Annotated in this window: 26 protein-coding genes and 2 pseudogenes; 10 read left to right on the top strand and 18 right to left on the bottom strand. The window is 64.3% G+C overall.

The genetic code is table 11. From position 1 onward, the window contains the following. Positions 1-392 precede the first annotated feature (392 nt). The 5 genes from AC07YS_RS05245 to AC07YS_RS05225 all read right to left on the bottom strand — a co-directional run bounded on the left by AC07YS_RS05245 (position 393) and on the right by AC07YS_RS05225 (position 2,586). On the bottom strand, positions 393-1,151 hold the full coding sequence (locus AC07YS_RS05245) for a DUF7227 family protein (RefSeq protein WP_495267400.1): 759 nt from the start codon (positions 1,149-1,151) through the stop codon (positions 393-395). Positions 1,152-1,288: 137 nt separating this feature from the next. Next, a complete protein-coding gene (locus tag AC07YS_RS05240; protein WP_495267401.1) occupies positions 1,289-1,507 on the bottom strand; it encodes a hypothetical protein in 219 nt (72 codons plus the stop codon). Continuing rightward, positions 1,488-1,757: a hypothetical protein gene (locus AC07YS_RS05235; RefSeq protein WP_495267402.1), complete on the bottom strand. Its 270-nt coding sequence runs from the start codon at positions 1,755-1,757 to the stop codon at positions 1,488-1,490. The genes AC07YS_RS05240 and AC07YS_RS05235 overlap by 20 nt, the downstream gene beginning before the upstream one ends. Then, positions 1,754-2,065, bottom strand: a complete 312-nt coding sequence (locus tag AC07YS_RS05230) for a hypothetical protein (protein WP_057597492.1) — start codon at positions 2,063-2,065, stop codon at positions 1,754-1,756. The genes AC07YS_RS05235 and AC07YS_RS05230 overlap by 4 nt, the downstream gene beginning before the upstream one ends. Continuing rightward, positions 2,062-2,586 (bottom strand): hypothetical protein, encoded by a 525-nt coding sequence (locus tag AC07YS_RS05225; protein ID WP_495267403.1) that lies wholly within the window; start codon positions 2,584-2,586, stop codon positions 2,062-2,064. Before AC07YS_RS05225 ends, AC07YS_RS05230 begins: the two co-directional genes overlap by 4 nt. Before the next feature lie 252 nt (positions 2,587-2,838). Here AC07YS_RS05225 and AC07YS_RS05220 point away from each other — a divergent pair, with 252 nt between their 5' ends. Further along, positions 2,839-3,102 (top strand): hypothetical protein, encoded by a 264-nt coding sequence (locus AC07YS_RS05220; RefSeq protein ID WP_495267404.1) that lies wholly within the window; start codon positions 2,839-2,841, stop codon positions 3,100-3,102. Positions 3,103-3,129: 27 nt separating this feature from the next. Here AC07YS_RS05220 and AC07YS_RS05215 read toward each other — a convergent pair whose 3' ends face one another. The 9 genes from AC07YS_RS05215 to AC07YS_RS05175 form a co-directional block, all read right to left on the bottom strand. Further along, entirely contained in the window at positions 3,130-3,837 is a 708-nt protein-coding gene (locus AC07YS_RS05215; protein ID WP_495267405.1) for a YqaJ viral recombinase family nuclease, read from the bottom strand. Positions 3,838-3,978: 141 nt separating this feature from the next. After that, positions 3,979-4,974 (bottom strand): DUF932 domain-containing protein, encoded by a 996-nt coding sequence (locus tag AC07YS_RS05210; protein WP_495267406.1) that lies wholly within the window; start codon positions 4,972-4,974, stop codon positions 3,979-3,981. Between the two features lie 56 nt (positions 4,975-5,030). Then, positions 5,031-5,486: a hypothetical protein gene (locus AC07YS_RS05205; RefSeq protein WP_495267407.1), complete on the bottom strand. Its 456-nt coding sequence runs from the start codon at positions 5,484-5,486 to the stop codon at positions 5,031-5,033. Between the two features lie 143 nt (positions 5,487-5,629). Next, positions 5,630-5,977, bottom strand: a complete 348-nt coding sequence (locus tag AC07YS_RS05200) for a DUF2958 domain-containing protein (RefSeq protein WP_495267408.1) — start codon at positions 5,975-5,977, stop codon at positions 5,630-5,632. Between the two features lie 212 nt (positions 5,978-6,189). After that, on the bottom strand, positions 6,190-7,341 hold the full coding sequence (locus AC07YS_RS05195) for a J domain-containing protein (protein WP_495267409.1): 1,152 nt from the start codon (positions 7,339-7,341) through the stop codon (positions 6,190-6,192). Between the two features lie 11 nt (positions 7,342-7,352). After that, positions 7,353-7,688, bottom strand: coding sequence for a hypothetical protein (locus AC07YS_RS05190; protein ID WP_495267410.1), 336 nt, complete (start codon positions 7,686-7,688; stop codon positions 7,353-7,355). Between the two features lie 16 nt (positions 7,689-7,704). After that, positions 7,705-7,959 (bottom strand): hypothetical protein, encoded by a 255-nt coding sequence (locus AC07YS_RS05185; protein ID WP_495267411.1) that lies wholly within the window; start codon positions 7,957-7,959, stop codon positions 7,705-7,707. Continuing rightward, positions 7,956-8,219 (bottom strand): hypothetical protein, encoded by a 264-nt coding sequence (locus AC07YS_RS05180; RefSeq protein WP_495267412.1) that lies wholly within the window; start codon positions 8,217-8,219, stop codon positions 7,956-7,958. Before AC07YS_RS05180 ends, AC07YS_RS05185 begins: the two co-directional genes overlap by 4 nt. 52 nt (positions 8,220-8,271) lie before the next feature. Beyond that, positions 8,272-8,703, bottom strand: a complete 432-nt coding sequence (locus AC07YS_RS05175) for a YfjT/YkfB family phage-associated protein (protein ID WP_495273674.1) — start codon at positions 8,701-8,703, stop codon at positions 8,272-8,274. Between the two features lie 369 nt (positions 8,704-9,072). Between AC07YS_RS05175 and AC07YS_RS05170 the strand changes: the two genes are divergently transcribed. Then, positions 9,073-9,324, top strand: a complete 252-nt coding sequence (locus AC07YS_RS05170) for a helix-turn-helix domain-containing protein (protein ID WP_495267414.1) — start codon at positions 9,073-9,075, stop codon at positions 9,322-9,324. 221 nt (positions 9,325-9,545) lie between these two features. Here the strand turns inward: AC07YS_RS05170 and AC07YS_RS05165 are convergent. Both AC07YS_RS05165 and AC07YS_RS05160 read right to left on the bottom strand, forming a co-directional pair. Further along, positions 9,546-9,784: pseudogene (locus AC07YS_RS05165) on the bottom strand (IS5/IS1182 family transposase); the annotation flags it as partial. Continuing rightward, positions 9,760-9,942, bottom strand: a complete 183-nt coding sequence (locus AC07YS_RS05160) for a transposase (RefSeq protein WP_495267431.1) — start codon at positions 9,940-9,942, stop codon at positions 9,760-9,762. The gene AC07YS_RS05160 and the pseudogene AC07YS_RS05165, both read right to left, overlap by 25 nt. 250 nt (positions 9,943-10,192) lie before the next feature. Between AC07YS_RS05160 and AC07YS_RS05155 the strand changes: the two genes are divergently transcribed. The 8 genes and pseudogenes from AC07YS_RS05155 (at position 10,193) to AC07YS_RS05120 (ending at position 20,859) form a co-directional block, all read left to right on the top strand. Beyond that, complete coding sequence (locus tag AC07YS_RS05155; RefSeq protein ID WP_495267415.1) at positions 10,193-11,365, top strand: efflux RND transporter periplasmic adaptor subunit; 1,173 nt, start codon at positions 10,193-10,195, stop codon at positions 11,363-11,365. Then, positions 11,362-14,538 carry an efflux RND transporter permease subunit gene (locus tag AC07YS_RS05150; RefSeq protein ID WP_495267416.1) on the top strand — a complete coding sequence of 1,059 codons (3,177 nt, stop codon included), beginning with the start codon at positions 11,362-11,364 and terminating at the stop codon, positions 14,536-14,538. The genes AC07YS_RS05155 and AC07YS_RS05150 overlap by 4 nt, the downstream gene beginning before the upstream one ends. Next, entirely contained in the window at positions 14,535-16,031 is a 1,497-nt protein-coding gene (locus AC07YS_RS05145) for an efflux transporter outer membrane subunit (RefSeq protein ID WP_495267417.1), read from the top strand. Before AC07YS_RS05150 ends, AC07YS_RS05145 begins: the two co-directional genes overlap by 4 nt. Positions 16,032-16,091: 60 nt before the next feature. Next, a complete protein-coding gene (locus AC07YS_RS05140) occupies positions 16,092-18,662 on the top strand; it encodes a heavy metal translocating P-type ATPase (protein WP_495267418.1) in 2,571 nt (856 codons plus the stop codon). A gap of 10 nt (positions 18,663-18,672) precedes the next feature. Beyond that, the gene (locus AC07YS_RS05135) at positions 18,673-18,957 is read left to right on the top strand and encodes a glutaredoxin family protein (protein WP_495267419.1); all 285 of its coding nucleotides are present in this window, start codon (positions 18,673-18,675) and stop codon (positions 18,955-18,957) included. Next, positions 18,954-19,988, top strand: coding sequence for a 2Fe-2S iron-sulfur cluster-binding protein (locus AC07YS_RS05130; RefSeq protein WP_495267420.1), 1,035 nt, complete (start codon positions 18,954-18,956; stop codon positions 19,986-19,988). The genes AC07YS_RS05135 and AC07YS_RS05130 overlap by 4 nt, the downstream gene beginning before the upstream one ends. Positions 19,989-20,039: 51 nt before the next feature. Further along, positions 20,040-20,420: pseudogene (gene cueR / locus AC07YS_RS05125) on the top strand (Cu(I)-responsive transcriptional regulator); the annotation flags it as partial. 244 nt (positions 20,421-20,664) lie between these two features. Continuing rightward, the gene (locus AC07YS_RS05120; RefSeq protein ID WP_495267421.1) at positions 20,665-20,859 is read left to right on the top strand and encodes a heavy-metal-associated domain-containing protein; all 195 of its coding nucleotides are present in this window, start codon (positions 20,665-20,667) and stop codon (positions 20,857-20,859) included. A 352-nt stretch (positions 20,860-21,211) separates the two neighbouring features. Here the strand turns inward: AC07YS_RS05120 and AC07YS_RS05115 are convergent, their stop codons facing one another. After that, positions 21,212-24,832 carry an AAA family ATPase gene (locus tag AC07YS_RS05115; protein ID WP_495267422.1) on the bottom strand — a complete coding sequence of 1,207 codons (3,621 nt, stop codon included), beginning with the start codon at positions 24,830-24,832 and terminating at the stop codon, positions 21,212-21,214. Further along, the gene (locus AC07YS_RS05110) at positions 24,816-26,636 is read right to left on the bottom strand and encodes a hypothetical protein (protein WP_495267423.1); all 1,821 of its coding nucleotides are present in this window, start codon (positions 26,634-26,636) and stop codon (positions 24,816-24,818) included. The genes AC07YS_RS05115 and AC07YS_RS05110 overlap by 17 nt, the downstream gene beginning before the upstream one ends. Positions 26,637-26,765: the final 129 nt, after the last annotated feature.

The following is a 26,765-nucleotide window of genomic DNA, read 5'->3' as shown; positions in this document are numbered from 1 at the left end:
GTTTTGAAATCGGACGGCGGTTTAGAAGAATCGGCTGCCTGGAGCGCTTTCTGAGCCGTCGCATCTTCCGCCCTAAGTCGATACGAGAATTTCTTGAAAAAAAAGAAATCACGACTGACAGTCTGGGGGCTCCTTCACGAATTCGTTTCGTGAAGGAGCGCCCAGACTTTCTTCAACCGATTTCTTTGCGATTGCGACCGCTTCGCCGATCAATCCCGTATACGTTCGTCAAGTTGGCTATGTGACTCTCAGTCTCCACAGCCCGCCGCACTTCTTCCAAGCGAGAGGGATCCGCTTGCTTGCGCGCCAGCATTGCACGGTCCACCTGGCTGAGGAATTCTTCGTCAAGCGCGATCACCTCTCTGGGAGCTTGCGCACTTGAGGCTCGCGCCTCATCGACTTGCCTCACGGGGTTCCTCTTTGAAGAAGATCGCCTCTACGCGCTTGGCCCGTACTCCATGGGCAGGGAAGCCCATGATGACGGCACGATCGCGCTGCTGACAGATGCCGCAATTCAGGCAGTCGATGTTGCCCAGGCCTGCTGGACACACGACGACCTGACGGCCTGCTGGCGTGCGCACTGGCTTGGCGGTGCCCTGCGGCAGAATGACGACGACAGGTGCGATCCCCAGGCTGGCATGGCTGTCGGCCTGAGCCAGCGTCTGTGCACTCAGGTTGACCGTGAAGCCAAGTTGATTCGCCTGCTGAATGGCTGCGCCGTTCGCCGGCGTGGGCGGATAGTGGGTGTATGTGAACCCGCACCGCCCTCTGTTCGCCATCGCGAGCCTGGTGAGCAACCTCGCGTCGATCACGCCCGGCGATGAAGGCGCTAGGTCCCCTGCCTGGTTGTGCCGCCACAGCGAATGGCGACGCAGCGTCGCGATCTCCAGCAGCAGTTCGTCGAAGGTACTACCTCGCGCACCAGCCGAGACGGCTCTCCAATGCAAAGCCAAGGGCCCGCTCTCGGCATAGCAGCCGTTGCGCCGCAATCGGCAGTTGGGCGGGCATGAGTTTTCGCTTGTCGTCGTGACCGCCATGGGCCCCGTCTTCGCATTGCGGCTAATGCGGGTGAAGTGATAGATGAATGATTCGGCAGCTGCAGTCGACGCAGCGCTCAGCGTCGAACCACCGCGTGAGATCGTGGTGAGCAAGGTGTTCTCCTTCAAGGATGCGTGCTGCGATCGCGAGCACGAGGCGCGCAGCCTTCCCCCTCCTCCTACGGGCACAGAAGGGGGCGCGGCGCGTGGGTGTGGATGGGCTCGAAGAGCCCGCGAAGACCTTCTCGGGTTTAGTCATCGAAGCGCTGCTTGAGCTTTCGCTGCACCTCAAGGGCGCAGTCGTGCCAGGCATGTCCGCTGACCATCGGTGTATTCAGTGCTTCGGGATTCGTCGCCGCCACGCGCTTGGCGTACTGCTCGAGCGCCTGCATGAAAAACACCTGGATGAGCGCGCCATGAGCGCTGAACTCCATCAGCTCGGTGACGAATTCAACGTTGGTCGACGGCATGCTCAATCACCTCGCACACCTCACATGTCGACTGCAGGATCTCAAAGCCCGCATCGGCCACAAGGCCCGGATCGAGCAGCATGATCAGGTCATCGGACATGCCTGAGCGCATCGAAATCCACACCTCCTCGTCCAGACCGTCTTCGCGAGCACGGGTCATGGCGGCACGACGCAGTGCTTCTTCATCGAAGACCGCAAGATCGACGTTGAACACCAACACCGTGCGAGGCCGCGAAGGCACGCTACTCATTTGCCCTCCTCCGCGTCGATGCGCGAGATCTCCGTCCCGAACGCCAGCGCCGGGTTGTCGGAGCTGGGCAGGCCGTTCTGGCGGATCCACCAGTCGGGCGGGCCATACGGCGCGGTCATCACACCAAGATAGCCGCCTTGCGAGGCATAGCCCACCACCTTGGCGCGGCCGATGCTGTTCATTCGGATGATCACGTCTTCGCCAATCGAAGGAACATCGAAGTCGGCCGACCACTTGAGCATGTCTTGCGCGAAGGGGTCGCGCGTATGGGGCGGCACTGTGGCGTGCCGCCGGAATCTGGTTTTCATGGATGTTTCTCTTGTGATAGCAACACCGTCGCGTTGCCAATTTGTCGGGCTTTCAGGCGGAAGATCAGTCCGTCGCTTTCGCGCGCGACTTCCCAGCCACGGCGCCCGAGGCTGCAGCGCAACACGTAGATCAATTCACCGTACGAGATGCGTAGACCCGGGCGGGCGATTGCTCGTTTGGCGGCGCGATTCGCATGGAACTCGCGCACCTTCTCGCGCCAAGGTCCCGCGTAGGGACCGGTCGGAGGATCGGCACGATCCAGAAAGGCCAATGGACAGTCGAAGTAACACGGGCCGCAGCTCTCGTCCATGCTCTTGACGGCCACCTGGCCATTTCTGCAGTCGATGAGGGTCAGACCGATCCAGATCCGTCCGACATGTTTCCCCGAGCGGGTCTGCGCCAGGAACCACAGTCGGTTGCCGATCGCGCGATGAGCGAGCACCGCGGCAAAAGTTCCCACGTTCTGCAGCTCGTCATGAACGGCTTGGTTCTTGGTAGCCCGGTAGACGATGTTCCCCATGTCAGTTGCTCCGAGTGGATGAGCCAAGCGTGGCAACGCATGCCCAAGGCGGGTGGAATGTGGGGACGAGCGCGACGGGCACGCCGATCCCCGCGAGAAAGATGTTGTGTGGCATGTGACTGATGAACAAAGCCCGCGCAAGGCGGGCTGTAGGGAGGGAAGAGAAATTCCGGGCATGGCCACAGCCAGTCCCAGGGCAAGTTGTCGCGTGCGCGCTCATCCACCGGCGCCTGGCACGGCACAATTGCACGCATGACGACGAAGGAGAGGCTGTCCGACGAGGAGCTAGGCGTACTGGCGAGCGAGTGGCGCAAGAAGGCGCTGCAGGGAGACCTCTACGCACGCGGCACCGCTCATGAGTTCGAGATAGAAATGCGCCGCCGCGCCGGCTCGCCATTCACGAACTACGACACCCTGGACCTGCGCCCTCTGGACCTGCGCCCTCTGGACCTGCGCCCTCTGGAACTGCGGACGGCAACGCAGCGTCGGTGGTGGCGGTTCTGGCGGGTCGGTTGACCGACGGGAGCTTTCAGGGCTCAGAGATCACGGTGCGACCGTCTCGCCTTGGTCGAGCGGTGCCTGATCGATCTCCACGCAGTGCCAGAACTCGCGCTCGGCCTCGATGAGCCGGGATATCTCGACTTCGTCCCGCTCGACGCGATAGATGCGTAGATCCTGCCCACAGATCAGGGCGACGACGTCGATGGCCTGGACACCGGCAACGGCCAGTTGATGCAGGACCTGAATCCGCACGTAGCCGGGAAGGCCTTCAGCCCACAAGGCTGCAGCATCCATCCCGACGCATCGGCACTCCAGGAGTTGGACGTCGGCAGCGCCGACAACCTCGCGGCCGGGGTGGGCGAACATCCAAGGATGCTGCGGGTGCCGCAACAAGGTGCTCGTGCGCTGCACCTTGCGGCCAGTGCGCAAGGTGTAGTGCGCCGCGACGATGGGATCGAGCAGACGATTCCAGTACGAAGCGCCATCGCTGAGCTGTGGACCGTGCTTCTGGTCGGGCTGCAACAGATCATGCCGCTCAGTCTTCTCCATCCAGAGCCGGACTGGCGTCTTGAAGGGATCACGGCTAACGGCTGCAGCGGCGTCGAGGTGTCCGAGGCCGGCTTCGCGCATGTTCGGCCAGCGCTCGGGCGTCGGCGGATGGGCGCTCTGAACCAGCTGCAGCGCAGGGCCGCGCCGCCGGACGCGCGCTGCCAGAGTGCGTTGCGTGGTCTCGGTGTTTGGATTCGTCATGAGTTCTCTCCATGCAAGGGTTGGAATCAATCCCCATCCAGCAAAAAGCCCCGCCCTGTCGATGGAGAGGCGGGGCTTTGGCAGAGGAATCGTGTGGAAAGTTCGGATGTAGGAGCCCGGGAGGTCGCAGATCCGACAACATCAGGCCGCGAGCTCCAGCGCATGCGCCAGCGCTCGCTGCTTCAGTGCAGCGCCCTGACCGAACCAGGCGCTGTCCAGGCGGTACTCGCGGTTGCGGGCACGGCGCTCGTGGTCGACGAACTCGGTCATTGCGCTGAGCAGGCCCCAGGTCGTGCCCCGAGCAGCAGCGAGCTCGGCGCCGCGCCCCCTGCCCTCGTACAGCTCTAGGACCTTGCGGGCCGCCCAGGCTCTCGGCATGGGTTGAGCGCCGGCGTCGGGCGTAGAGCGTTCGTCGGATTCGGTTGGCCCATAGAGCACCCGCTGGATGTAGGCCTCGACCTCCTTGCTCTTGACCTTGCGCTCGGACAAGACCTTCATGCGATGCATGAAGTCATCCCACTGCCCGATGGCAATGCCGAGTTGGCGCTTGACGGCATCAGCGTCGAAACTGGTGCTGTGCGGCACACGGATGACATTGCTGGTGCTGCCCAGTGCGACGGCCAGGGTGTTGTTGCACACGACCCGCACAGTCGTCGGCGTGACACTGGTGGCCAGCGTGCCGTCGCAGGAGGTGGCAAACAAGAGGTAGCCGTTGACGGTGTCGCTGCCCTTGAGCACCGCCTGCTTGCCGGTGCGCGCAAGCGCCCAGACCTTGCGACCGCCCTTGAGGACACCGGCCGTCTCCATCTCGTAGCCACCGATCTCGGTGAGGTCGCGATAGAACTCGAGGACCGCGCGAGGTTGCACGACCTGGTAGCGACTGCTGACGACCGACAGTGCGGCCCGTGTGTCGCTGCGGTAGAGCACCTTCTGCTCGGCGAAGAATTCCAGGGTCTGAAGGGGCTCGACGTCCGCTGCGCCCTTGGTCATGTAGCGCACGGGGGTCTCCTGGATGGTCCAGTTCATGCCGGCTTGTTGGGCCCAAACCTCCAGGGGCTGCTTGGGTGGAAGGTGGTGGCCCAGGCGATGCCAGGGGGTGTCGCCTGCAAAGGCCATTTGTTCGATGAGATGTGCCATTGGGGATGAGGAAGGAAATGAAGAAGAAAAGAAGAACCGGGACCGCGAGTGCTGCGTCAGTCCAGGTCCGGGTCTTCGGGGTCGTCGTAGAACGGGCCGTCGGCTGGGGACGGCCCTGTTGGCCGGAACGGTGACGACGCTGGTGCTGGGTCCGGGGGCGACCACGGCCCGTCAGACGCTCCTCGTCGACCGCTGAATGTGTGGCCGCAGGTGGTGCATCTGCAGTTGTTCAGGACCCGGTCATCGACGACGCGGCCGAAGATGGCGCCAACCTCGGTGCCCAGGGCGCCGCCGCCCAGGCCTCCGAGCACGACACCGATGACGGTGCCGAGCGTTCCGCCGGCCGGGCCAGCAGCCATGCCGATGGCGAAGCCGGCGCGCGCGCCGCGAAGCGCACCAGCGACGCCGCCGGCGGCACCGGCCAGGCCGCCGAGCGTGCCGCCTGTTCGCTGGGCGACGTCACGGGTTTCGATGCGGTCGGAGCCGCAGTTGGGGCATTGAAGGTAGGACAAGGTGAAAGTGCTCCTTTGAAAGCAGGTGGAAGAGAAGGAAAAACTGGGACACCGACGGCAAAAAAGCCCGGCCGACCGCGAGGTCGTACCGGGCTGTTGCGTGGATCTGGACGGGTTCGGAGAAGGAAGGGAAGAGACAGAGCTCAGCCGACGACGCGGCCTGCGAGCCGTGCCAAGCGCGTGTACTCGCTCAAGGGTTTGTTCGCCTTCCAGTACAGGTCGCGCTCGATGCCCAGCGCGCCGCCCATCAGCCGGATGGACTTCAACTCACGCAGGGACACAGGGCCCGGCTCCGGCGTGCCCATGCCGAGATCGCATAGGCCATAGGCCTGGTCTTCGTCATCGGGGTCCAACTCGGTGATGAGCCAGGTGGCGGCACCGCATGGGTTGAACCACTTGACCACAGGGAATGGATCGAAGTGACGGTTGTCGCGCGATGCTTGGCCGTTGGCGAGCAGCAGTTCGCGCAGTTCGGGGGTGATGAGTTCCATAGGCGTCTCCAAAATGCTGCCCAGACGGAGCCGGGGCATTGGGGGTTGGGAAGATTTGGGGAAAGGAAGGAGTGGTCGAGCCGCGTGGCGACTCGACCGGACGAGCGGCATATCGCCCGGCCTGGCCAGCCGGGCAGAGCAAGAAATGCCAGACGTAAAAAAGCCCCTTTCGGGGCGTTGCAGATTCAGAGTTCAGAAGCGCTGGCGATCGCTCATCGCCTGAAGAACGGGGCGGTGCGCGCCCGCTCCTCTCGTCTGAGATCTTCGCGCGCACGAACCAAAAAACGCAGCAGCGCCCGGAGTTCACCGACCAACTGCGAGTCGTCGTTCCGCTCCGCGCAGAGGATGGCTGGAGGGCGTGCAACGTCGCCGTCGAAGGCTACAACGCACTTGCTCAGCACAGCGACCTGTCCCAACTCACTCCAGGCAGCTTCGGCAGTCCTGGGATCCTGGATGAGGGCTTCCAGATGCTCGAAATGCACTGCAGCGTTGCTGCGCTCGATCAGGTCCTGACCCAGCTGAAGCTCCAGTTCCTCGATGTGATCGCACAGATCGAGCAGCTCTGCTCTAGCCATTCGGTACATGTCGAGGTACTTGCGCTGCAATGCCGATGAGGTTGGCGAAGCGCCCGGTGCCGCGGCCGGGGAGCGCCTTGTCGATCCCTTCGTGGCGACGGAATGCGCCTGCGGCATCGACCCAGCCCACTCCTGCACCACGGCAAACACCCGGGCCAGCTCGGGAGCACCCACCATCGGACAGTCCAGCACACGCAGGCCGTTGATGTACACGCCCGTGCCGCCGGTCATCACCGTGCGCAGGGCATGCCAGTGCCAACGCGCCGGCGCAGCGGTCAGTTCCTTCACGTGGATCCCTTTTTCGGTCAGTATTGCGCCCTCCTTCGCGCCGCCGAAGATGGTCGAGTCAATGAGCACCAGCACGTCCTCAGCCCTGAGCTCCCCACCATAGCTTTGCAGCGCACTGGTCAGCTTCTTGAGAGGGATGTCAGGTGCGAAATAAGTGCGAGAGAAACCCGCGTAGGGTGCCAGCTGCCGATCCAGCAGTTCTCGCAGCGAAAGGCCCTTCCCTGTGGAGGAGGCATGCCCTCTCGGAGCATCTTCTTCGGGCATCTTGCCTTGGGGCTGTTGCCTCTGAGCATCGAACCGCGCTCGCTCCTCCACGTTGGACAGGACGGCATACGCCGCATTGACCTCCTGCATCTGCTGCGTGGCCCACTGCAGCGTTTGCGCGTCGCTGCCTTGATATTTGTCCGGGTGGTACTGTGTCCGCCGGCCCTTGTAGGCGAGCTCAATCTCAGCGGCGCCGGCATTGCGGCGAACGCCGAGAACCTCGTAGGGGTCTTTCATGTCGGGTGTGCTCACTGATAGAGCGCCTGGCAGGCCCTGGACCCGTGCAGATCGAGCAAGATCGAGAGCTGAGACGTTGGCGGGTATTTGTACAACTGGACATCGTCTTGGAAGCGTTGGCCCAGCCACATCGCGTACTGCGCTTGGCTGGCGCCGGTCTGGACGCCGCCCAATTGCGCTTGGCCGTTGCGCAACGCGGCATCGGCGTTCGCCTCCCGGCCCAGTAGGGTGGCGACCTTGGCGCATTTGAAGACGGTGTAGACCTTGTCCTCGGTGCTGGAGAAGCAACCGGCCAGCAACGGCAGCGCCATGGCGGTGGACAGGCAGAGCAGCTTCTTGCGGTTCATCGCCATGCCTCCCCAGTCATTCGCGCAGGCAGGCGGCCGTGGCCTGGGTCATGCGCTGCCCCAGCCCCTCCACCCGCTGCCCCGCATGCATCTGCCGCAGATCCCGTTCGATCTTGCCGAAGATGCACTTGCAGATCGATTTCGAGACGCCGCCCTGGACGCACCCTTCCATGAACTCGACCTTCACCTCGTCACGACCACATCCCGCCAATGGAATCAGCAGGCTGAGGACGGCGAGTCGGGACGACAGACGCAGGAGCCTGGCACTCATGACATGAGCACCAGGCCGACGAACAGCGCGAGGATGCCGGCGCCTAGGATTTTTCCGAGCCCCGGGAAGAGCATGATGGGCCAGACAACCCCGGTGCCCAGGTTGTAGGCAAAGCTCTTGTAGGAGTTGTCTCCGAACAGCCATCCGTAGAGGGCGAACAACACCCCGATGGCAACGTAAATGCTGATGATCTTGGCTTTGGTGGACATGATGATGTGAAGACGGCCCTGATCCAAGCCGCTTGAGGCGAGCCAGGTCAAGGCACTGTCTGAGTTGGTAGGGATGGCAGGAATGAGGTGGGCCGACGCCGGCTCATCCCAGGTTGCACTGGAAGCCCTTCTTACCGTATGCCGGCAGGACTTGTGCAGCATTGCTCTTCGGGAAGGCGATCGTCTTGCTGTCGTAGCTGACCGCTGCATCGCCCTTGCGAAGGTCGTTCAGTAAGGCGATGAAGTTGTTCTCGCCCGCGCGGTTGTCAGCATCGAAGGGGCCTTCGAAGGCGTGCCCACCGACCTTGACGGTGAACTTTCTCACTTCCTGCGAGGAGGCTGTCGACACCAGGGTGACGCTAGAAGCGGCGTCGGCACTGCCCTCCTGTGTTGGACAGCCGATGTGCAGCCGCATGCCCTGGGCGTCGATGAAGTACTCGAGGTTGCCCTGGCCGAACCCTTGGCTCCATCGCCCCTCCGCGGCCGGTGCGGCCAGAGCCAGCATTGCAAACAGCGCCCCCAGCGCGAGATGCACTTTCCGAATGTGCGTACTAGTCATTTTTTCCCTGTGTTTGATGTGAATGTCTGCGCAGCTATCCCCCGCCGTGCAGCGCGTTCGGGGAACGTCGGCGCGGGCCTCGGCATCTGGTGGCCATAGCCACGACAGTGGGCGAAGTTGGTCATGTGATTTCTCCTTAGTTTTCGCTGGAAATGTCCTCAAGCAACGCTCATTCGGGCCTTACTCCCCCGCAGTCCGCCTCGCCAGGCGAAGCAGGCGCTCGCGTACTCCAGCTCAGGTAAGTCATATGTGTCTGGAGATTTTTGGAATCGCACCTATTCAGCATGAATCCTATCTTGAAAAGTCGCGTTACGACTATTCCTAAATGGACTTAACGATGAGGGCATGCCGGTTTCCCTCTATCACGCCGAATATGAAGCGCTGCGCACCTTGATGCGTAGCGTCAGGGAAAAGGCAGGGCTCACTCAGGCCCAGCTAGCTCAGGTTTTGGGCGTAGGACAGTCGTACGTCTCGAAACTCGAGCGCGGAGAAAATTTCGTGGACGTCCTGTTATTTGCACGTTGGTGTGCAGCCTGCGGGGTCAAAGCCGGGAAAGCGTTGGACAAGCTCATTTCCTCGTCGATCGACATCGTTTAGCTGCCATCAATGGCTCAGAACGTATCGTTCGCAGTGAAGGCATCGACTTAGTCGCCTGACAGCGCGGTACAAACCTTCGAGCTGTGAGACCAGGGACTCGGCACAGATGTCCATGCCTTTGAGGAGATCTACTCGATGGCAACAAGGCAGCGTTTGTCGACTTCGACGGCGCTGTTGCATGACCCGAATTCAGGGCGAGCCTCCCTTTGCCCCAGACGCAGTTATGCCATGCGCACAGTCACAGGCACTCCCAGACTGGCGAACCTTTGAGGATCGATGCCCATACCTGCATTTCGGTCACCTGCCTCTGGACGCCCCGTGCCATCACGCGCTCTCCCAGTCTCTTGAAGCACCTTATCTTGATCTCCACCAAGCTACGGCGGTGATAGCCGCTCCATTTCTTCCAGATTGAGCGACCCAGCTTGTATGTCGCCCTCAGGATCTCGCTTCCTGCCCGCGCCTCAGCTTTGCCAGGCCCGTAGCCTGGTGCAGGCACAGCCCAAACATGCACGTCAAGGTCAAGCAGAACTGGATCGCAGCATCGCAGAGCACAGCTGGCCGGCCTGAGCGCCCACTCGCAGGAGTCTGCCACTGAAGGTGTGCACCGGGCCAGACCATCAATGAACCCTGCGCTTGAGCGCCTCGTTGTACTCACTCCAGTTCGTCGTGCAGTACTTGGCCGCGGTGGGTTGCTCATCTGTCCCGCCTAACCACGATCGGGCGCCAGTCCTGCGGGGTTATGCAACAACGCTCCGCACAGTCCAAATCAGCGATTGACCTTCCAAGCGTGGCAAGCCGGATAAACGCAACGGGAGCTGCTTCAGCTCGGAAAAAACCAAATCGACTCCCGTCGCGAAAGGCAAGAAAGATGAAGGTCAAACGCGTAACCCCGATCACTGCGGCGATGAGCGTCGCGCTCGCGCTCGTGATCGCCGGCTGCAAGGAAACGGCACCGGCTGCCGCCCCCGCCAAGCCCCCCGACGTTCCGGTGGCCGAGGTGGTCGTCCGTCCGGTGACGCCATTCGTCGAGTTCACCGGCTCGCTCACTGCAGTCAAGCGGGTCGAACTGCGCCCGCGTGTCGCCGGCTACATCCAGGACGTGAGCGTGCCCGAGGGGCGCTTTGTCGAGAAGGGCCGAAATCTCTTCGTCATCGACCCCCGGGTGTTCCAGGCCACGCTGAATGCCGCGACGGCGCGCCTGCGCCAGGCCGAAGCGGCATCGATGCTTGCCCAGGCGGACCACGCGCGGGCCGAACAGCTGTTTGCCCAGAAGATCGTCGCGCGCGATCGCCTCGACACCGCCACCGCCGCGCTGCATGCGGGCAAGGCACAGGTCGATGCCGCGAAGGCGGCGCTGGATGCTGCCCAGCTCGACCTGAGTTTTGCGCGCGTCACAGCGCCGATCAGCGGCCGTGTGGGCCAGGCCCTCGTCACCGAAGGCAACTACGTCGCCAGCGGTGTGACGCCACTCACGACGATCGTCTCGATCGATCCGTTGCATGTCTATTTTGATGTCGATGAGCGCACGTACCTGCGTTCGCTCGCCGCAGGCCGGGCCACAGCGGCGCCACAGGGGGCGCAGGCGTCCAAGGTCATGGTGGCATTGCTCACCGACAAGACCTATTCGCGGCCCGGCCGTGTCGACTATCTCTCCAACGCCAGCGATCGCGGGACGGGCACGGTGCGCGTACGCGCCGTGGTCGCCAACCCCGACGGGCATCTGACGCCCGGGCTCTTTGCCAAGGTCAAGCTGGAAACCGGTGCGCCGCAAGCCCGGGTGCTGATCTCCGATCAATCGATCGGCACCGACCAAGGCAGCCGCTATGTGCTCGTTGTCGGCAAGGACGACAAGACCGAATACCGGCCCGTCGAACTGGGCCCGGTGGTAGACGGCTTGCGCGTAATCGAGCAGGGCCTGCAGCCGGGCGAGCGCATCGTCGTCAAGGGGCTGGTGCGACCGGGCATGCAGGTCACGCCGCAGCCGGCCGCGATCGACGGCACGCCCGCCGCGGCGCCCCCAGCCTCAGGAGCCGCGCAATGACGTTCCCGCGTTTCTTCATCGATCGCCCGATCTTCGCCATCGTCCTCTCGGTCCTGATGGTGATTGCCGGGGGCGTAGCCTTCTTCCAGTTGCCGCTCAGCGAGTACCCGGCGGTGACGCCGCCGACCGTGCAGGTGACGGCCTCCTACCCGGGTGCCAATCCCAAGGTGATCGCCGAAACAGTGGCCGCGCCGCTGGAGCAGGCGATCACCGGGGTCGAGGGCATGCTGTACATGTCCTCGCAATCGGCCACCGACGGCCGGATGATCCTGACCGTCACGTTCGCGCAGGGCACGAATGCCGACATGGCGCAGATCCAGGTGCAGAACCGGGTCTCGCGCGCGCTGCCGCGCCTGCCTGAAGAAGTGCAGCGCCAGGGCGTCGTCACGCAGAAGACCTCGCCGGACATCCTGATGGTGGTTCACCTGCTGTCGCCCGACAAGCGGTACGACCCGCTCTACATCTCGAACTACGCCTACCTCCAGGTGCGCGACGAGCTGTCGCGCATCGCGGGGGTGAGCGACGTGCTGGTCTGGGGAGCGGGCGAGTACAGCATGCGGCTGTGGCTCGATCCGAACCTGATCGCCGCGCGCGGGCTGACGGCCGGCGACGTAATCGCCGCGGTGCGCGAGCAGAACGTGCAAGTGGCCGCCGGCTCCGTCGGACAGGCACCCAACTCCAGCGCTGCCTTCCAGGTGACGGTGAACACACTGGGGCGGCTGACCGACGAGGCGCAGTTCGGCGACATCATCATCCGCACAGGCGCCGACGGCCAGGTGACGCGCCTGCGCGATGTGGCCCGCATCGAGATGGGAGCCGATGCCTACGCGCTGCGCAGCCTGCTCGACGGGGAGCCGGCCGTCGCGCTGCAGATCATCCAGAGCCCAGGCGCCAACGCGCTCGACGTCGCGCAGGCGGTGCGAACCACCATGCAGCGGCTCGAAGGCAACTTCCCCGCAGGGCTGAGCTCGCGCATCGCCTACGACCCGACGGTCTTTGTGCGTGCTTCGCTGGAGTCGGTGGCCACCACGCTGCTGGAGGCGATTCTTCTCGTGGTCATCGTGGTGGTGCTGTTCCTGCGCAACTGGCGGGCGTCGCTCATCCCCCTCATGGCCGTGCCGGTGTCGCTGATCGGCACCTTCGCCGTCATGCACCTTATGGGCTTCTCGCTCAACACGCTGTCGTTGTTCGGCCTGGTGCTGTCGATTGGCATCGTCGTCGACGACGCGATCGTGGTGGTCGAGAACGTCGAGCGCCATATCGAGAACGGCGAGGCACCCGCGCAGGCCGCGAGGCGCGCCATGGACGAGGTCACCGGCCCCATCATCGCGATCACGTCAGTGCTCGCCGCCGTGTTCATCCCGACCGCTTTCCTGAGCGGTCTGCAGGGTGAGTTCTATCGCCAGTTTGCGCTGACGATCGCCATCTCGACCATCTTGTCGGCGGTCAACTCGCTCACGCTCAGCCCGGCGCTCGCCGCGCTCCTGCTGCGCCCACGCACGCATGGGGTCGTGCATGACCCGCGCAGCCTGCGGGGCCGTGCCGGTCGATTGTTCGAGACGCTCGGCCGGCCGTTCCAGCGCGCACCGCACGCCTACGGTAACACGGTGCGCAAGGTCGTGCGCGTCAGCGGCGTGGCGCTCCTGCTCTACGGCGGGCTGCTCGCGCTGACCTACTTCGGCTTCAAGGTCGTCCCGCCGGGCTTCGTGCCGATGCAGGACAAGTACTACCTCGTGGCGATCGCCCAGCTACCCAACTCGGCCTCGCTGGACCGCACCGACGCCGTTGCCAAGCAGATGTCGAAGATCGCGCTGGCCGAACCCGGTGTCGAAAGTGTCGTGGCGTTCCCGGGGCTGTCGATCAACGGCTTCGTCAACGTGCCGAACGCGGCGGTCATGTTCGTCATGCTCGACCCGTTCAAGGACCGCACGACGCCCGACCTCACCGCGACCGCGATCGCGGGGCGGCTGCAGGCGAAATTCGCCGGCATTCCCGACGGCTACCTCGGTGTGTTCCCGCCGCCGCCGGTGCCGGGTCTGGGAGCCACGGGCGGCTTCAAGATGCAGGTGGAAGACCGCAGCGGCGCCGGGCTCGATGCCTTGGTCCGGCAGACGCAAATTCTGATGACCAAGGCCTCCGAGTCGGGACAGGTGGTCGGCCTCATGACCAGCCTGGACGTCAATGCCCCGCAGCTCGACGTTGCCATCGATCGCACCCAGGCCAAGGCGCAAGGAGTTCGCCTGGCGGATGTGTTCGAGTCGCTCCAGGTCTACCTGGGCTCGCTCTATGTGAACGACTTCAACCGCTTCGGCCGCACCTACAAGGTGACAGCCCAGGCCGATGCGGACCACCGCATGCAGGCCGAAGCCATCGGCCGCCTGCAGGTGCGCAACGCGGCTGGGGACATGCTGCCCTTGTCCTCGTTCGTCACCGTCACGCCGAGCTCTGGCCCGGACCGCGTGATCCGCTACAACGGCTACCCGTCGGCCGACATCTCGGGTGGCGCGATGGCCGGTGTCAGCTCGGGGCAGGCAGTGGCGGTCATGGAGCGCCTGGCGAAGGAAGTGCTGCCTGAAGGCATGAGCTTCGAATGGACCGACCTCACCTACCAGCAGAAGCTGGCCGGGGATTCGGCGCTGTTCATCTTTCCGCTGTGCGTGCTCCTGGCCTATCTGATCCTCGCCGCCCAATACAACAGCTGGCTGTTGCCCCTGGCGGTTCTGATGATCGTGCCGATGTGTCTGCTGAGCGCAATCATCGGTGTCTGGCTGGTGGGCGGCGACAACAACGTCTTCGTCCAGATCGGGCTCATCGTGCTCGTCGGCCTGGCGGCGAAGAACGCCATCCTCATCGTCGAGTTCGCGCGCAGCCTCGAGGCCGAAGGACTGAGCGCGCTGGATGCGGTCGTCGAGGCGTGCCGATTGCGGTTGCGGCCCATCCTGATGACCTCGCTGGCCTTCATCGCAGGTGTCGTTCCGCTGGTTCTGGCCAGCGGCGCCGGGGCCGAGATGCGGCACGCCATGGGGATCGCGGTCTTCGCGGGCATGCTCGGCGTGACGCTGTTCGGCCTGTTCCTGACGCCGGTTTTTTATGTGGTGATGCGCGGCCTGGCGGCCCGCTTCGAGCGGCCCGGGTCCGGCATCCGAGCGCGCATGGAAGGGAGCCCGTCATGAGAACGCTTCGTCAAGCCGCTCTGCTTCCCCTGAGCGCACTCCTGCTGCTGGCCGGCTGTGCGGCGGTGGGGCCCGACTACGCAGCGCCTTCACAGCGTGCGTCGCAACTGCCCGCCAGCTTCGGTGAGCCGGCCAAGGGCCTGGTCCCGGGGGCCGTCGAGGTGGCGTGGTGGCGCACCTTCGACGACCCGGCGCTGACCGCCTTGATCCAGCAGGCACTCTCGGCGAACCATGACGTCGGCATCGCCGCCGCGCGGCTCGAAGAGGCGAACGCGGGGCTGCGCGAAAGCCGCCAGGACTTCCTGCCGCGCGGTGGTCCCTCGTTCAGCTACGAGAACCGCCGCCGGGCGGAAGTCGAACGGTTGCCCGGCCAACCGCGCCAGGCCGAAACCTACCGCGGTGTGGTCGACGCTTCGTGGGAAATCGATCTCTTCGGCCGCGTGCGTCGCTCGGTGGAGGCGGCGCAGGCACAGGCCGGCTCCCGCGAGGCACTGCTGCGCGGTGTGCAGGCGGGCGTTGCTGCGGCGGTGGCCGCCACCTGGTTCGAATTGCGCGGCATCGAGAGCGAACTCGCAGTCGTCACCGACATCCGCCGAAGCCAGCGCGACAGCCTAGGCCTGGTCGAAGCGCTCGTGGGCGCCGGTTCTGCCAGCGAGTTCGACCGGCTCCGCGCCGAAGCGCTGTTGCGCCATGTCGAGGTGGCCGTGCCCGAACTGGAACGCCGCCGCGCGGCCTCTGTCAATGCACTGGCCATCCTCTTGGGCGAAACGCCGCAGACGTTCAAGCCACCCGCCGCCACGCCGGCGCCTGAAACGCTGGCCGTTCGAGAGATCGCCGTGGGCGACCCCGCCGCGCTGCTCTCGCGGCGCGCCGACATTGCAGCGGCCGAACGAAACCTCGCCGCGGCGACCGCCCGCATCGGGGTGGAAACGGCCGCGCTCTACCCCGAGGTCCAGGTGCAAGGCTCGATCGGCTTTGTTGCGGGCAGCCTCGATGCGATGAGCGGCGCGGGCGCGCTGTCCGGTGTGCTCGGCCCGAGCATCCGCTGGTCTGTGCTCGACACCGGGCGCGTGCGCGCACGGATCGCCGCCAGCGAGGCACGCACGCAAGAGGCCCTGATCGCCTATGACCAGACCGTGTTGCGTGCCCTGCAGGAAACCGACGACGCCTTCAAGTCCTATGGCGCCGCGGGAGCCACGCTGGGGCTGCGTCTGCAGGAGTCCGCGGCGAATCGCGAGGCGGCTCGTCTGGCCCGGGTGCGGTTTGCGGCAGGTGAAGGCCTCTACCTGGATGTGCTCGAAGCCGAACGGTCCGACTTCACCAGCCGGCGCGCGCTCGCCGTCGCACGCACCCACCAGCGGCTGGCCGTGGTCAGCATCTACAAGGCGCTCGGCGGTGGCTGGGAAGTCTGTGCGCAGGCCGACCACGGCTGCGGCGGGGCCGATGGAACGTCGAACCCGCGCGTCATGAATCAAATCGCACAAAAGCCTTGACCTTCACACGATGTCAATCTTTAACCTTGGCATCAACACACACATCCAAGGGGTAGTTCCATGGCTTCCGTTGCCCTCCCAAGAGGCGTTCCTCCCTCCCGCTCCCAGGCCGCCCGCCTGAGCCTGCCCGTCGAAGGCATGACGTGCGCCTCGTGCGTCGGCCGCGTCGAACGCGCGCTGAAGGCGGTCCCCGGCGTGCAGACGGCCGCGGTCAACCTGGCCACCGAGCGCGCCGACATCAGCTTCACCGGCGTGGCCGATGCGCAGGCGGCCGTGCGAGCCATCGAAGGCGCCGGCTACACCGTGCGCGAAGAGACCACCGAGCTCGCCATCGAGGACATGACCTGCGCGTCGTGCGTGGGCCGGGTCGAGAAGGCGCTCGCACAGATCCCGGGCGTGCTCCAGGCCAGCGTCAACCTGGCGACCGAGCGCGCGCGGGTACGCCACCTGGCCGGGGTCGTCACCACGGCCGACCTCGAAGCGGCGGTCGCGCAGGCGGGCTACAAGTCCCGCCGCCTGTCTGCCGAAACGGCGAATGCGGACGACCAGGACAACGCGCGTCGCGAGCACGAGGCGCAGGGGCTGCGGCGCGCCTTGCTCGTTGCCGCCACGCTCACCTTGCCCGTCTTCGTGCTCGAAATGGGCTCGCACCTGATTCCCGCCATGCACCATTGGGCGATGGGCGTCCTGGGCCAGCAGACGAACTGGTACGTGCAGTTCGTGCTCGCCACTCTGGTGCTGTTCGGTCCGGGTCTGCGCTTCTTCCGCAAGGGCGTGCCGGCGTTGCTGCGCGGCGCCCCCGACATGAACTCGCTGGTGTCGGTCGGCACGGCGGCGGCCTACGGCTATTCGGTGGTCGCGACCTTCGCGCCCCACGTGCTGCCGCCCGGCACCGCCAACGTCTACTTCGAAGCCGCCGTGGTCATCGTGACCCTGATCCTGCTCGGGCGCGTGCTGGAGGCGCGCGCCAAGGGGCGCACCTCGCAGGCGATCAAGCGGCTGGTCGGGTTGCAGGCCAAGACCGCGCGCGTCGTGCGCAACGGCGCGACCGTCGAGATTGCGCTCGACCAGGTGACCACCGGCGACGTGGTGCTGGTTCGTCCCGGCGAGAAGATTGCGGTCGATGGCGAAGTGGTCGAAGGCGCCTCCTACGTCGACGAAAGCATGATCACCGGCGAGCCGGTGCCCGTGTCGAAGGGCGTGGGCGCCGAAGTCGTCGGCGGCACGATCAACAAGACCGGTGCCTTCAGCTTCCGCGTCACCAAGGTCGGCACGAACACGGTGCTCGCGCAGATCATTCGCCTGGTCGAGGAAGCGCAGGGCTCCAAGCTGCCGATCCAGGCGCTGGTCGACAAGGTGACGATGTGGTTCGTCCCGGCGGTGATGGCCGCGGCCGCGCTGACCTTCATTGTCTGGCTGGTCTTCGGCCCGGAACCGGCGCTGACCTTCGCGCTCGTCAATGCGGTCGCGGTGCTCATCATTGCCTGCCCGTGCGCCATGGGGCTGGCCACGCCGACCTCGATCATGGTCGGCACGGGCCGCGCGGCCGAGCTCGGCGTGCTCTTTCGCAAGGGCGAAGCCTTGCAGGCGTTGCGCGATGTGAGCGTGATCGCGCTCGACAAGACCGGCACGCTGACCAAGGGACGCCCCGAGCTGACCGACCTCGTGCCCGCCGAAGGCTTCGCCTACGAAGAAGTGCTGGCGCTCGTGGCCGCGGTCGAGACCCGCTCCGAACACCCGATCGCCGAAGCCATCGTTGCCGCCGCCGAGCAGCGCGGCATCGCGCTCGACCCCGTCGAAGACTTCGACGCCACGCCGGGCTTCGGCGTGTCGGCCCGGGTCTCGGGCCGCACCATCGCCGTCGGCGCCGACCGCTTCATGACGCAGCTCGGCCTGGACGTGTCGAGCTTCCTGCCCGCCGCCCAGCGCCTGGGTGCGCAAGGCAAGAGCCCGCTCTATGCCGCGATCGACGGCCGCCTGGCAGCAATCATCGCGGTCGCGGACCCGATCAAGGAAACGACGCCCGCGGCGATCAAGGCGCTGCACGCGCTCGGCCTCAAGGTCGCGATGATCACCGGCGACAACGCGGCCACGGCCGCGGCAATCGCCCGGCAGCTCGGCATCGATGAAGTCGCCGCCGAGGTCTTGCCCGATGGCAAGGTCGCGGCACTGAAGAAGTTCCGGGCCCACGGCGCGCGGGTCGCCTTCGTGGGTGACGGCATCAACGACGCACCGGCACTCGCCGAAGCCGACGTGGGCCTGGCCATCGGCACCGGCACCGATGTGGCGATCGAGGCGGCCGACGTGGTGCTGATGTCGGGCGACCTGCGCGGCGTGCCGAATGCCATCGCGCTCAGCCAGGCGACGATCCGCAACATCAAGCAGAACCTGTTCTGGGCCTTCGCCTACAACGCCGTGCTGATCCCGGTCGCGGCCGGTGCGCTCTACCCGGTGAACGGCATGCTGCTGTCGCCGATCTTCGCCGCGGCGGCGATGGCGCTGTCCAGTGTGTTCGTGCTCGGCAACGCGCTGCGGCTCAAGCGCTTTCGCGCACCCATGGCGGTCGACGCCCGCGCCGAGACGGCGCACAGCGCAGCGGCATCGCCCCGGCCGCGCCTGGCGAACGACTGAGGAGGCGGCCATGACCACCCGCGCAATCCATCCCCCCGTCGTCGTCTACACGACACCGACCTGCCCCGACTGCCGGATGCTGAAGGCCTGGCTGGAGCGGGAGGGGATCGCGTTCGAAGAACGCGATCTCACCGACCCGAAGATCATGATGGAAGCCAAGGCACGCACCGGCGTGCGTGTCGCACCGATCACCCTGGTGGGCGAGCAGGTCTTCTACGGCACGTTCCCGTCGCAGAAGCCGGGCTTGATCGAGGCGCTCGGCCTGCCCCGTCCCGATCGGGAGGGCGCGCCATGACGAAGCAGGTCGCGCTGCGCCAGGCCGGACGCACCATCGCGGTGGCCGAGGGCGTCACCATCCTCGACGCGGCGCTCGCCGAGGGCATCGCCTATCCGCATGGCTGCCGCTCCGGTCGCTGCGGGTCGTGCAAGTCGCGCCTCGTCAGCGGCTCGGTCGAGCTTCTCGAGCACAGCCGCTTCGCGCTGTCGCAGGAGGAGAAGGCGCAGGGCTTGATCCTCGCTTGCCGCGCGATCCCGACCACCGATGCGAGCGTCGCCTGGATCGGCGGCGACGAGGAAGCGCCGTCCCATCCGCACCGCCATCCGCACCGCCGTCTGAACTGCCGCGTGACGGCGATCGAGAACGCGACCCACGACATCAAGCATGTGCAACTCGCCATTGAAGGGGCCGATCCGCTGGCCTTTGCAGCGGGCCAGTACGCCCGGCTCACGTTCCCGGGTGCCCCCACCCGCGACTATTCGATGGCCAGCCGGCCGGGCGAGCCAACGCTTGAATTCCACATCCGCCGGGTGCCCGGTGGTGCCGCGACCCGGCGCATCCACGCGCTGTTGAAGCCCGGCGATCCGGTGTGGGTCGAAGGGCCGTTCGGGTCGTCCTACCTGCGCGACAAGCACGCCGGACCGATCCTGTGCATTGCCGGCGGCTCGGGCCTGGCGCCGATCAAGGGGATCGTCGAGGCGGCCCTTGCGGGTGGCATGAAGCAGCCGATCCATGTGTATGTCGGCGCACGCAGCGATCGCGATCTGTATCTCGTCGAGCACTTCGAGGCCCTGGCCCGACGGCACGCCAACTTGCGCTTCACGCCCGTCGTCTCCAGCGCGCCGATGGCAGCGCGTTGGCGCACGGGCATGGTGACCGAGGCCGTCGCCCAGGACCTGCACGACCTCGACGGCTGGAAAGCCTATGTCGCCGGGCCGCCACCGATGGTCGAAGCGGCCATGCAGCTCGGCACGGCACGCGGGCTGCGGTCCGAGGACCTGCATGCTGATGTGTTCTTCACGCCAGAAGAAGCATCGGCACACCACTGAGCCCCCGGTTCGTCGGGCGGCATTCGATCAATCCCTTGTGAGGAAGAAATGATGAACATCGGCCAAGCAGCCACGTTCTCCGGCGTCTCGGCGAAGATGATTCGCTACTACGAGCAGATCGGCCTGATCCCGAAAGCCAGCCGCTCCGACGCAGGCTATCGAAACTACAGCGCGGCGGACGCGCACAGCCTGCGCTTCATCCGCCGCGCACGCGACCTCGGTTTTTCTGTCGAACAGATCTCGGAGCTGCTGGTCTTGTGGCACGACCGCGACCGCGCAAGCGCCGATGTCAAAGCGATGGCGCTCACGCATGTCGCCGGCTTGAACGAAAAGATCGCTGAACTGCAGGCGATGGCGCAAACGCTCGGGCATCTGGCCGACCACTGCCACGGCAACGACCGTCCGGACTGCCCGATCCTGGCGGATCTGGCCGAGCCTACCGCCGCTACGGTGGTGAAGCAACGCGCACAAGCACCCCATCGCGCGCCGCGGTTCGGGGTCGACACGCCTGCCTCGTCACGCCATCGCGCGGCCACGGTGACTCCTTCTTGAGCGCGGACGCACTCGCTTCTTGGGGCGCTCCCGCGTGCGACAAGAAATTCACCGAAAAGCGTTGACCTTGCCACGCTGTCAAAACCCACAGTAGCCACTCACAGCAACCAACCAGGAAATCCAGATGCTCCGTTTCTACATTCCCAACATGACCTGCGGCGGCTGCGCCAAGTCCGTCACCGCAGCGCTACGCAGCGTTGATCCGCAAGCCCGCATCGAAACCGACCCGCCCTCGCGTCAAGTCCGCGTCGAGAGCGCCCTGGACGAGAGCGCCTTTCTCACGGTGCTTCGTGAGGCCGGTTACCCGGACAAGCAGTGACCGACTGACCAAGGAGAAAGGCGCCTGAACATCAAGCATCTTCTGGCGATCGGCGCGACGGTGACTTCCCACGATTCACGTTGACAGCCTCGACCTGCCCAGGGTGCACCGCAGCGCTTTCGGCCGGATGAGATGCCCCGACTTGGTCAAAATCAGTGCCGTACACGCATGCAATGACTGCGAAAATCCGATATGCAGCGGCTGCTGTCGTTCATTCCCTGCCGCGCGATCCCAGCACCCTGTTTCGAACCGGCCATTCGTCAACGACAGCTTTATGGGTAGGCGCCCACCAGTAAGACTAGCCGTTGCGACTAGTCTCAGCCAAATTGCAACCGAAGCCGGGGTTAACGGGCTATGCCGAGAGCTCCGAGACCATTGGCCCGTCTGCCCCGATGGCCTGGAAGCGATAGAACTTCGCTGCGGAGCCGAGGTGCCGGAACTTGTGCCGGGCGAGCTGCAGCAGCTTCTCATCGCACGTTGAGATGACGAATTGACGCTCCCCTTCCGACGAACTCTGTAGACCAAGAATCAGGTCGAGCAGGGCATAGGTGTTGAGGTCGTCGAAGTGGGTGACCGGGTCGTCCATCATGATGGATGAGAACCCCGACCAAGTCTGCGAGCTGCACGCTGTGAGGAACAAGCCCAAGATGAGCGTCTGCACCTGCGATTGGCTGAAGTAGTCCGCTGGTCGGAGCCGTTCGTCCTTGCGTTGGACGTTAATGCTGATGGTTTTATCCTTGCTCGTAAGTTCAATCCCATCGAATCCGTAGACGGGGCGGAGTCGTTGCTGGATGACGGCGGTCCGAGGCCCGTACTCTTCGATGAAATGTTCGGTGGCGAAGGACTGCTGCGCGCCGAGGAGCTTCGTGACTTCGGTGAAATACTCAACCCACGGTTGGACGCTTTGAGCGCGGGCCGTCGCCTCTTGAACTCGTTGCTCGTAGTCCTGCATGCGTTGACGGATGCTCTGGAACGCTGCGGACGTCGCTGCTGTGTCGACGGCCACCTCAAGTTCGGCGACTCGGTCCCGTAGGGCTAGCGCCGAAACTTCGCGCGTTGTCGATACATCCATCCATTGCCGCAGCTCCTCCTGCGTCACCGAAGTGGAGAACTTCGCAGCAGCAAGTTCCGAAAAGATGGACTGCACCTGGGTCTGATGCGAAGTCCAGGCTTGGCTTGCCTGCTGATGGGAAGTGCGAGCGGCTGCGGTTGTGGCCTTCGCGGCGGCGTACACAGCCCTCTGATGCGTCACCAGCCCCTCACCACCAATCGCCGCTGCGTTCGTTGAGGATCGCTGGGCTTCGGCTGCGTCCCTTGCGCTCGTCAACTCCTGCAAGGAACTCACAAGGGTCACCGAGCCTCGATTGGCCTCTGTCACCAATTCACTCAAGCGGTTTCTCGCTGCGGTTAGCGCCTCATCGGTTGTCTGATGCAGTTCCTGGACTGCCTGGAGTCCCGCTTGCGCGTCGGCGACTGCAGTCTCCACAGAGGCCAGGTATTGCCGCGCAGTACCAACGGCCGCAGCAGCCAGCAACTCACCCTCATGAACTTGGTCGCTCAGGCTCTGCAGTTGGGCAACCGTCCCGTCTGTCAACGAGAGTCCCACCGAGTTCAGCGATGCTGCGTAGGTAGCGTGTTGCTGCTCGAAGAGAACACGCTGGGCTTGGGCTTGTCCGAGACTCTGCTTGCCCTGCCTCTCCTGCTCGAAGAGCGCCGACTCCTGGGCGACGAGCGTCTGATGAGTGCGGCGTTCTTGCGCCACCGCTTCACTTAGCTGGAGCACACGGCCGCCTTGCTCCATGCGTTGGTCGATGGCCGAGAGCAAGGCTTCAGTGGTTCCATGGTTATGGCCACACAGCTGACAGCTCGGACCATCCACATGCCCGCGGAGCTCGGCGATGAGCACCTTCAGCCTAGAGTCGCTGCTCTTAGCATTCTCAAGCTCGCGCTCTGCGTGTGCCAACCGGAGCTCTTGGGCTTGCACGGCAAGATGGCTCTCGCCCAACTGCCTCCGCAAAGTTTCCACTGACGACAGGAGCTGAGCTTCACTATCCCGAACCTCCGCGTACATCGGGGCGGCTTGCTCCCAAAGTGCAGCGACCTCCTTCACCGCTTGAACGCGCACACGCATGCCAGATGCCGACTTGAGCGCGGCTTCAGAAGTCTGGACCGTCAAGGCCGCTTGACGTTGTGTCGCTTGAGCTTGCTCGAGAACAGCACGCTGTTGCGTCGCCTGCGGAGCGAGCGCGCTTAGACCGCCCGAGAGCTGATTGGCTTCCTCGTTCAACCGTGCGTACTCAGGTTGCACGGAAACCGCCCAGGTGAGCCATTCCTGACGGTTCTGGGCCGCGCCCTCCTGAGACTTGAGTTCTGCGAGTTGCGTCGAGAGGCTGTTGAGGTGATCCAGCGCAGTCGTTTCCGCTGCTTGCGCCTGCTGAAGGCCCGTCTGGCGTCCGGTCAGCTGGATTTGTAGAGGTTCGAGCTGCTGATGAAGTGACGTGAGCGTGGCGACTAGGTCGACAGCGCGAGTCAAAGTGTTCCGCCAAGCAACCGATTGAGCCGCCGCCGCGTCAAGCACGGCCCTGACGCCCCTCGTGTCGCGAAGGCCAACTCCGGCAAGTTCGAAGCCAGCAGACGAAATCGCCTGCCCCAACGCGGCGAAGTGAGCGTCCAGCACCTCAGGCGACGTGTCTGCCGCTGCCAATCCTTGCAGCCGTTCAAGCTCGGCGCGCTCCTCCTCAATGGCGCCCTTAGAAGCTTTGACTACAGCCGCAGCGTCTGCGTGCTCTTGAGTGGCTAGCTTGAGCACGTCCTCGGCCTTCTTGAGACCACGTGCGTAGTCTTCGAACGCGAGCATCTTCGTAACGAGCCCGTGTGATAGCTCGCTCTTCGACGCTACGTCTCGGGTCAGCTCTTGGTCCTCTTGGCTGAACAGGTGCGTCGCGCGGAAGAGGTCGACTATGCTATTCACGTGGTCGGCATCCGGCGCCGCTCCGCCGGTCATGAAGCTCAGAACGTCCTTGCGCTGGAGGGATTTTCCGTCCACCGTGGCGTGATTGGGGTTCGCAAGATTGCGCGTGATGACGTGCTCTTTGCCGTCTCGCGCAAGCGTCAATGCGACCTCGGTTGAGTCGTCCTCACAATCAAGATGCTTCGCAAGCTGAGCCAGACTGGAGCTCGCCTTCTTCAGTCTGCCTATACCGCCGGTGACGGCGAAGTCGATGGCATCGAAGAACGACGTTTTTCCGAATCCGTTGGGGCCATATAGAACCGTCACCGCGGAGCCGAGTTCGAACTCCTTCTTCTTGCGATACGCGCGGAAGTTCTGAATCGAAATCGACTTCAGCGTGGCTTGGATGCGGTCCTCTTTGGACACGGCTGACGATGGTGCCGAAGCCGTTGTCTCCAGAGAGTGAGGAGAACCGTAGTTGTTCGCCAAGCAGGCCGCAAGGATTGTTGCCGCGCTGCTCTTCTGCGGAAGGACGAGTGCAGTGGCGAGCTCCGCCTTGAGGTTGCGCTGACGCAGCAGCGTCTGAGCCGTCGGTGGCCGTACCTGCACCCCGGGGGTGATAGGGGCCAGAGGAAGGAACGGGAGCCTAGCCAGACTCGCGTCCATGGTGCCGTCTAAGCGGACCGCGTACTTCCTGCAGAAGTACACGTCGACTTCCACTTGGGAGCAGAACTCGGGGGATACCTCAACGCCTTCTGGGATGCAGTAAACGAACGCGAGGTCCTTCGCTGACCACTGTGCGCGGTGCTTCAGGTAGTGCTTCTTGAAGGCCTCGTAGAGCGGTCGGTAGTCCTCTTGGTCTCCGACCGCAAAGGCCGTCACTGCATGCGGGCGCTGCATGAGAACGACCGGTAGTCGCTCCTCACTGAGCACTTCCTCTGTGAATGTCACTCCTTCGAGCAGCCCGCTTAAAGTTGCCTGGATGTCGGTCAGCAGTTCCAACGTTTCAGGAGAGCTTTGCATCGAGTGCCTCCTTCAACGCAGCTTCGTTGGCCGCGCTGCGATACGCGTCCATCACGTCTCTGTAGCCTAGGCGCACGATGGCGCTCGTCGGTTCCGTGAACTTCGACTCCGGCGAGGGCTCATCAGGGACCTGGTCGTAGATGCGCTGGAATCGCGCATCCCACGACGTATTCTCTTCATCTCGACTCACCAGAAGGAGACGCCCCGTATGGTGTGGCAGGCGCGCGAGAACATGTTTGTCGCAGTCCTCGTGGCTCGGCCCTCGAATTGCGATGACATCGATGCTGGACTCGCCCGTCAGGACGGTTGCGTGCGCGCCCTGTCCGTGGAAGGTCGAAGAGTACTGAGCCACGTCAAAAATCGAGAAGGTGTGCAGGACATGCTTGAGGGCCAGCCCTTCACCCGCATCCCAATCATCGGGGCTTCGTTTCTTCGGCTTTTTGTCCTCGGCTCGGGCCGTAGCGATTCGGACCGTTGCGTCGAGGCCCTTGTCTTGAAGGTTTCGAAGCTCATCGACAGTCTTCACGTGGGCGCCACGGGCAACCGCCCTAAGCGCGGCGTGTTCGTGGGTGGAAGCCAGCGACATTGATGGGTCGTCGAGCTCGTCGTTCACCCACTTAACTACCGCGGGAACGGTGCCTCCCGGCGTACGAGGCCGAAACTTGCCATCCAGCGGGTGCACCATCGCCTCGCGCAAGGGGAACCGATGTCCGGCAGACCCGATTGGAAGCGACGACGGATGCGTGACGAGGAACGAATGAATACAAGCGCCACTTTCCCTGAACAGGGCGTCGCGCAAGTTCTCGAGCGGAGCCCCGGGACGCCCCTGTGGTCCGCCATTGCAATAGGTCGGCATGCAGTCGGGCACCGAGAAGCGGCTTGGCATGACGATGACGGCTGACTGCCCGAAGCGATTTGCCCGTCCTGGTTCAGCCTTCCCGGCGACGTTCGCCATCACCAGACAAGTCTCATCCCGATTCACTTGCGGATAGTTGTCCTGCTCAAAGAATGCGGGCACCTGACCCATGAATGAAGCGTGGGAGGGGGCGGCGTTGCACTGTGCGACGAACAGCCACGTGAGCGGAATCTGCGCCCCTTCCGGCCCGGCGACCTCAGTCAGCCCCTCGAACAACCACTCCCAAACACGCTTCTCCTCGGCCTTCGCAATCCAGTCGAAGCAGAGAAGCGTGGCGAATCGATACCAGGCAGCGACGTTGGAGTACCGACCTTTGAACACGTAGATGGAGCGCCCTCGGTACATCGACATGTACGTGACGTCCAACTCAATTCGGGCCGGCGACAGTTTCGGCTGCACCCAACTGCGCACCTCGCCCGAGGGAAGCTTTGCCCATGTGACGGAGCAGTTCACCCAGTGGTCGTCGGTAATAAGGTCCAGCCCATTGTTCACCGCATCATGGGTGGTGTTGGGGCGCTGTACCAATTCGACGAACTGGGCTCGTGTCAGACCGTCAACGCCGCCAACAACGACCGTTTCGGCAGGCCAAGCGTCGGCTTGCATAGTTTGCGTGACGCGGTCCACTCCTTCCAGCCCCGGCAGCATGCACTCTGGGAACACTGTGAAGTGCGTCTTTCCGACCCCCTGTGGAGCCTTCAACGACAAAGCCAGGGTGGCGTCGATACACTCAAGAGCCCGCGCCTTGGACTGTTCAGTCCAGGTAAAGGGCTCCTCGTGGATGAAGTCCACCTCAATGTCCACGAACGGCTGTGCGACCACCAAGGCCACCTCGCCGCGTGGAAAATGGACGCCGAGGGCGCCTAGGTCGATTTCAACAACTGCAACCATCCGTACTCCTGCCGCTCTCTCGGATGATTCTGACACAGTTGGTAACGGAAACTCGTCCTGGAGAATGCTCCCTCCCGCAAGTTGCGGGAGGGAGCATGGGACGTCAGTGTGGTCATCGCTGCCGAAGAA

Source organism: Variovorax sp. GW458-11-26-14-LB1 (assembly GCF_059423965.1).
The sequence above is the reverse complement of the archived record's forward strand: the minus strand, read 5'-3'. Positions and strand labels throughout refer to the sequence as shown.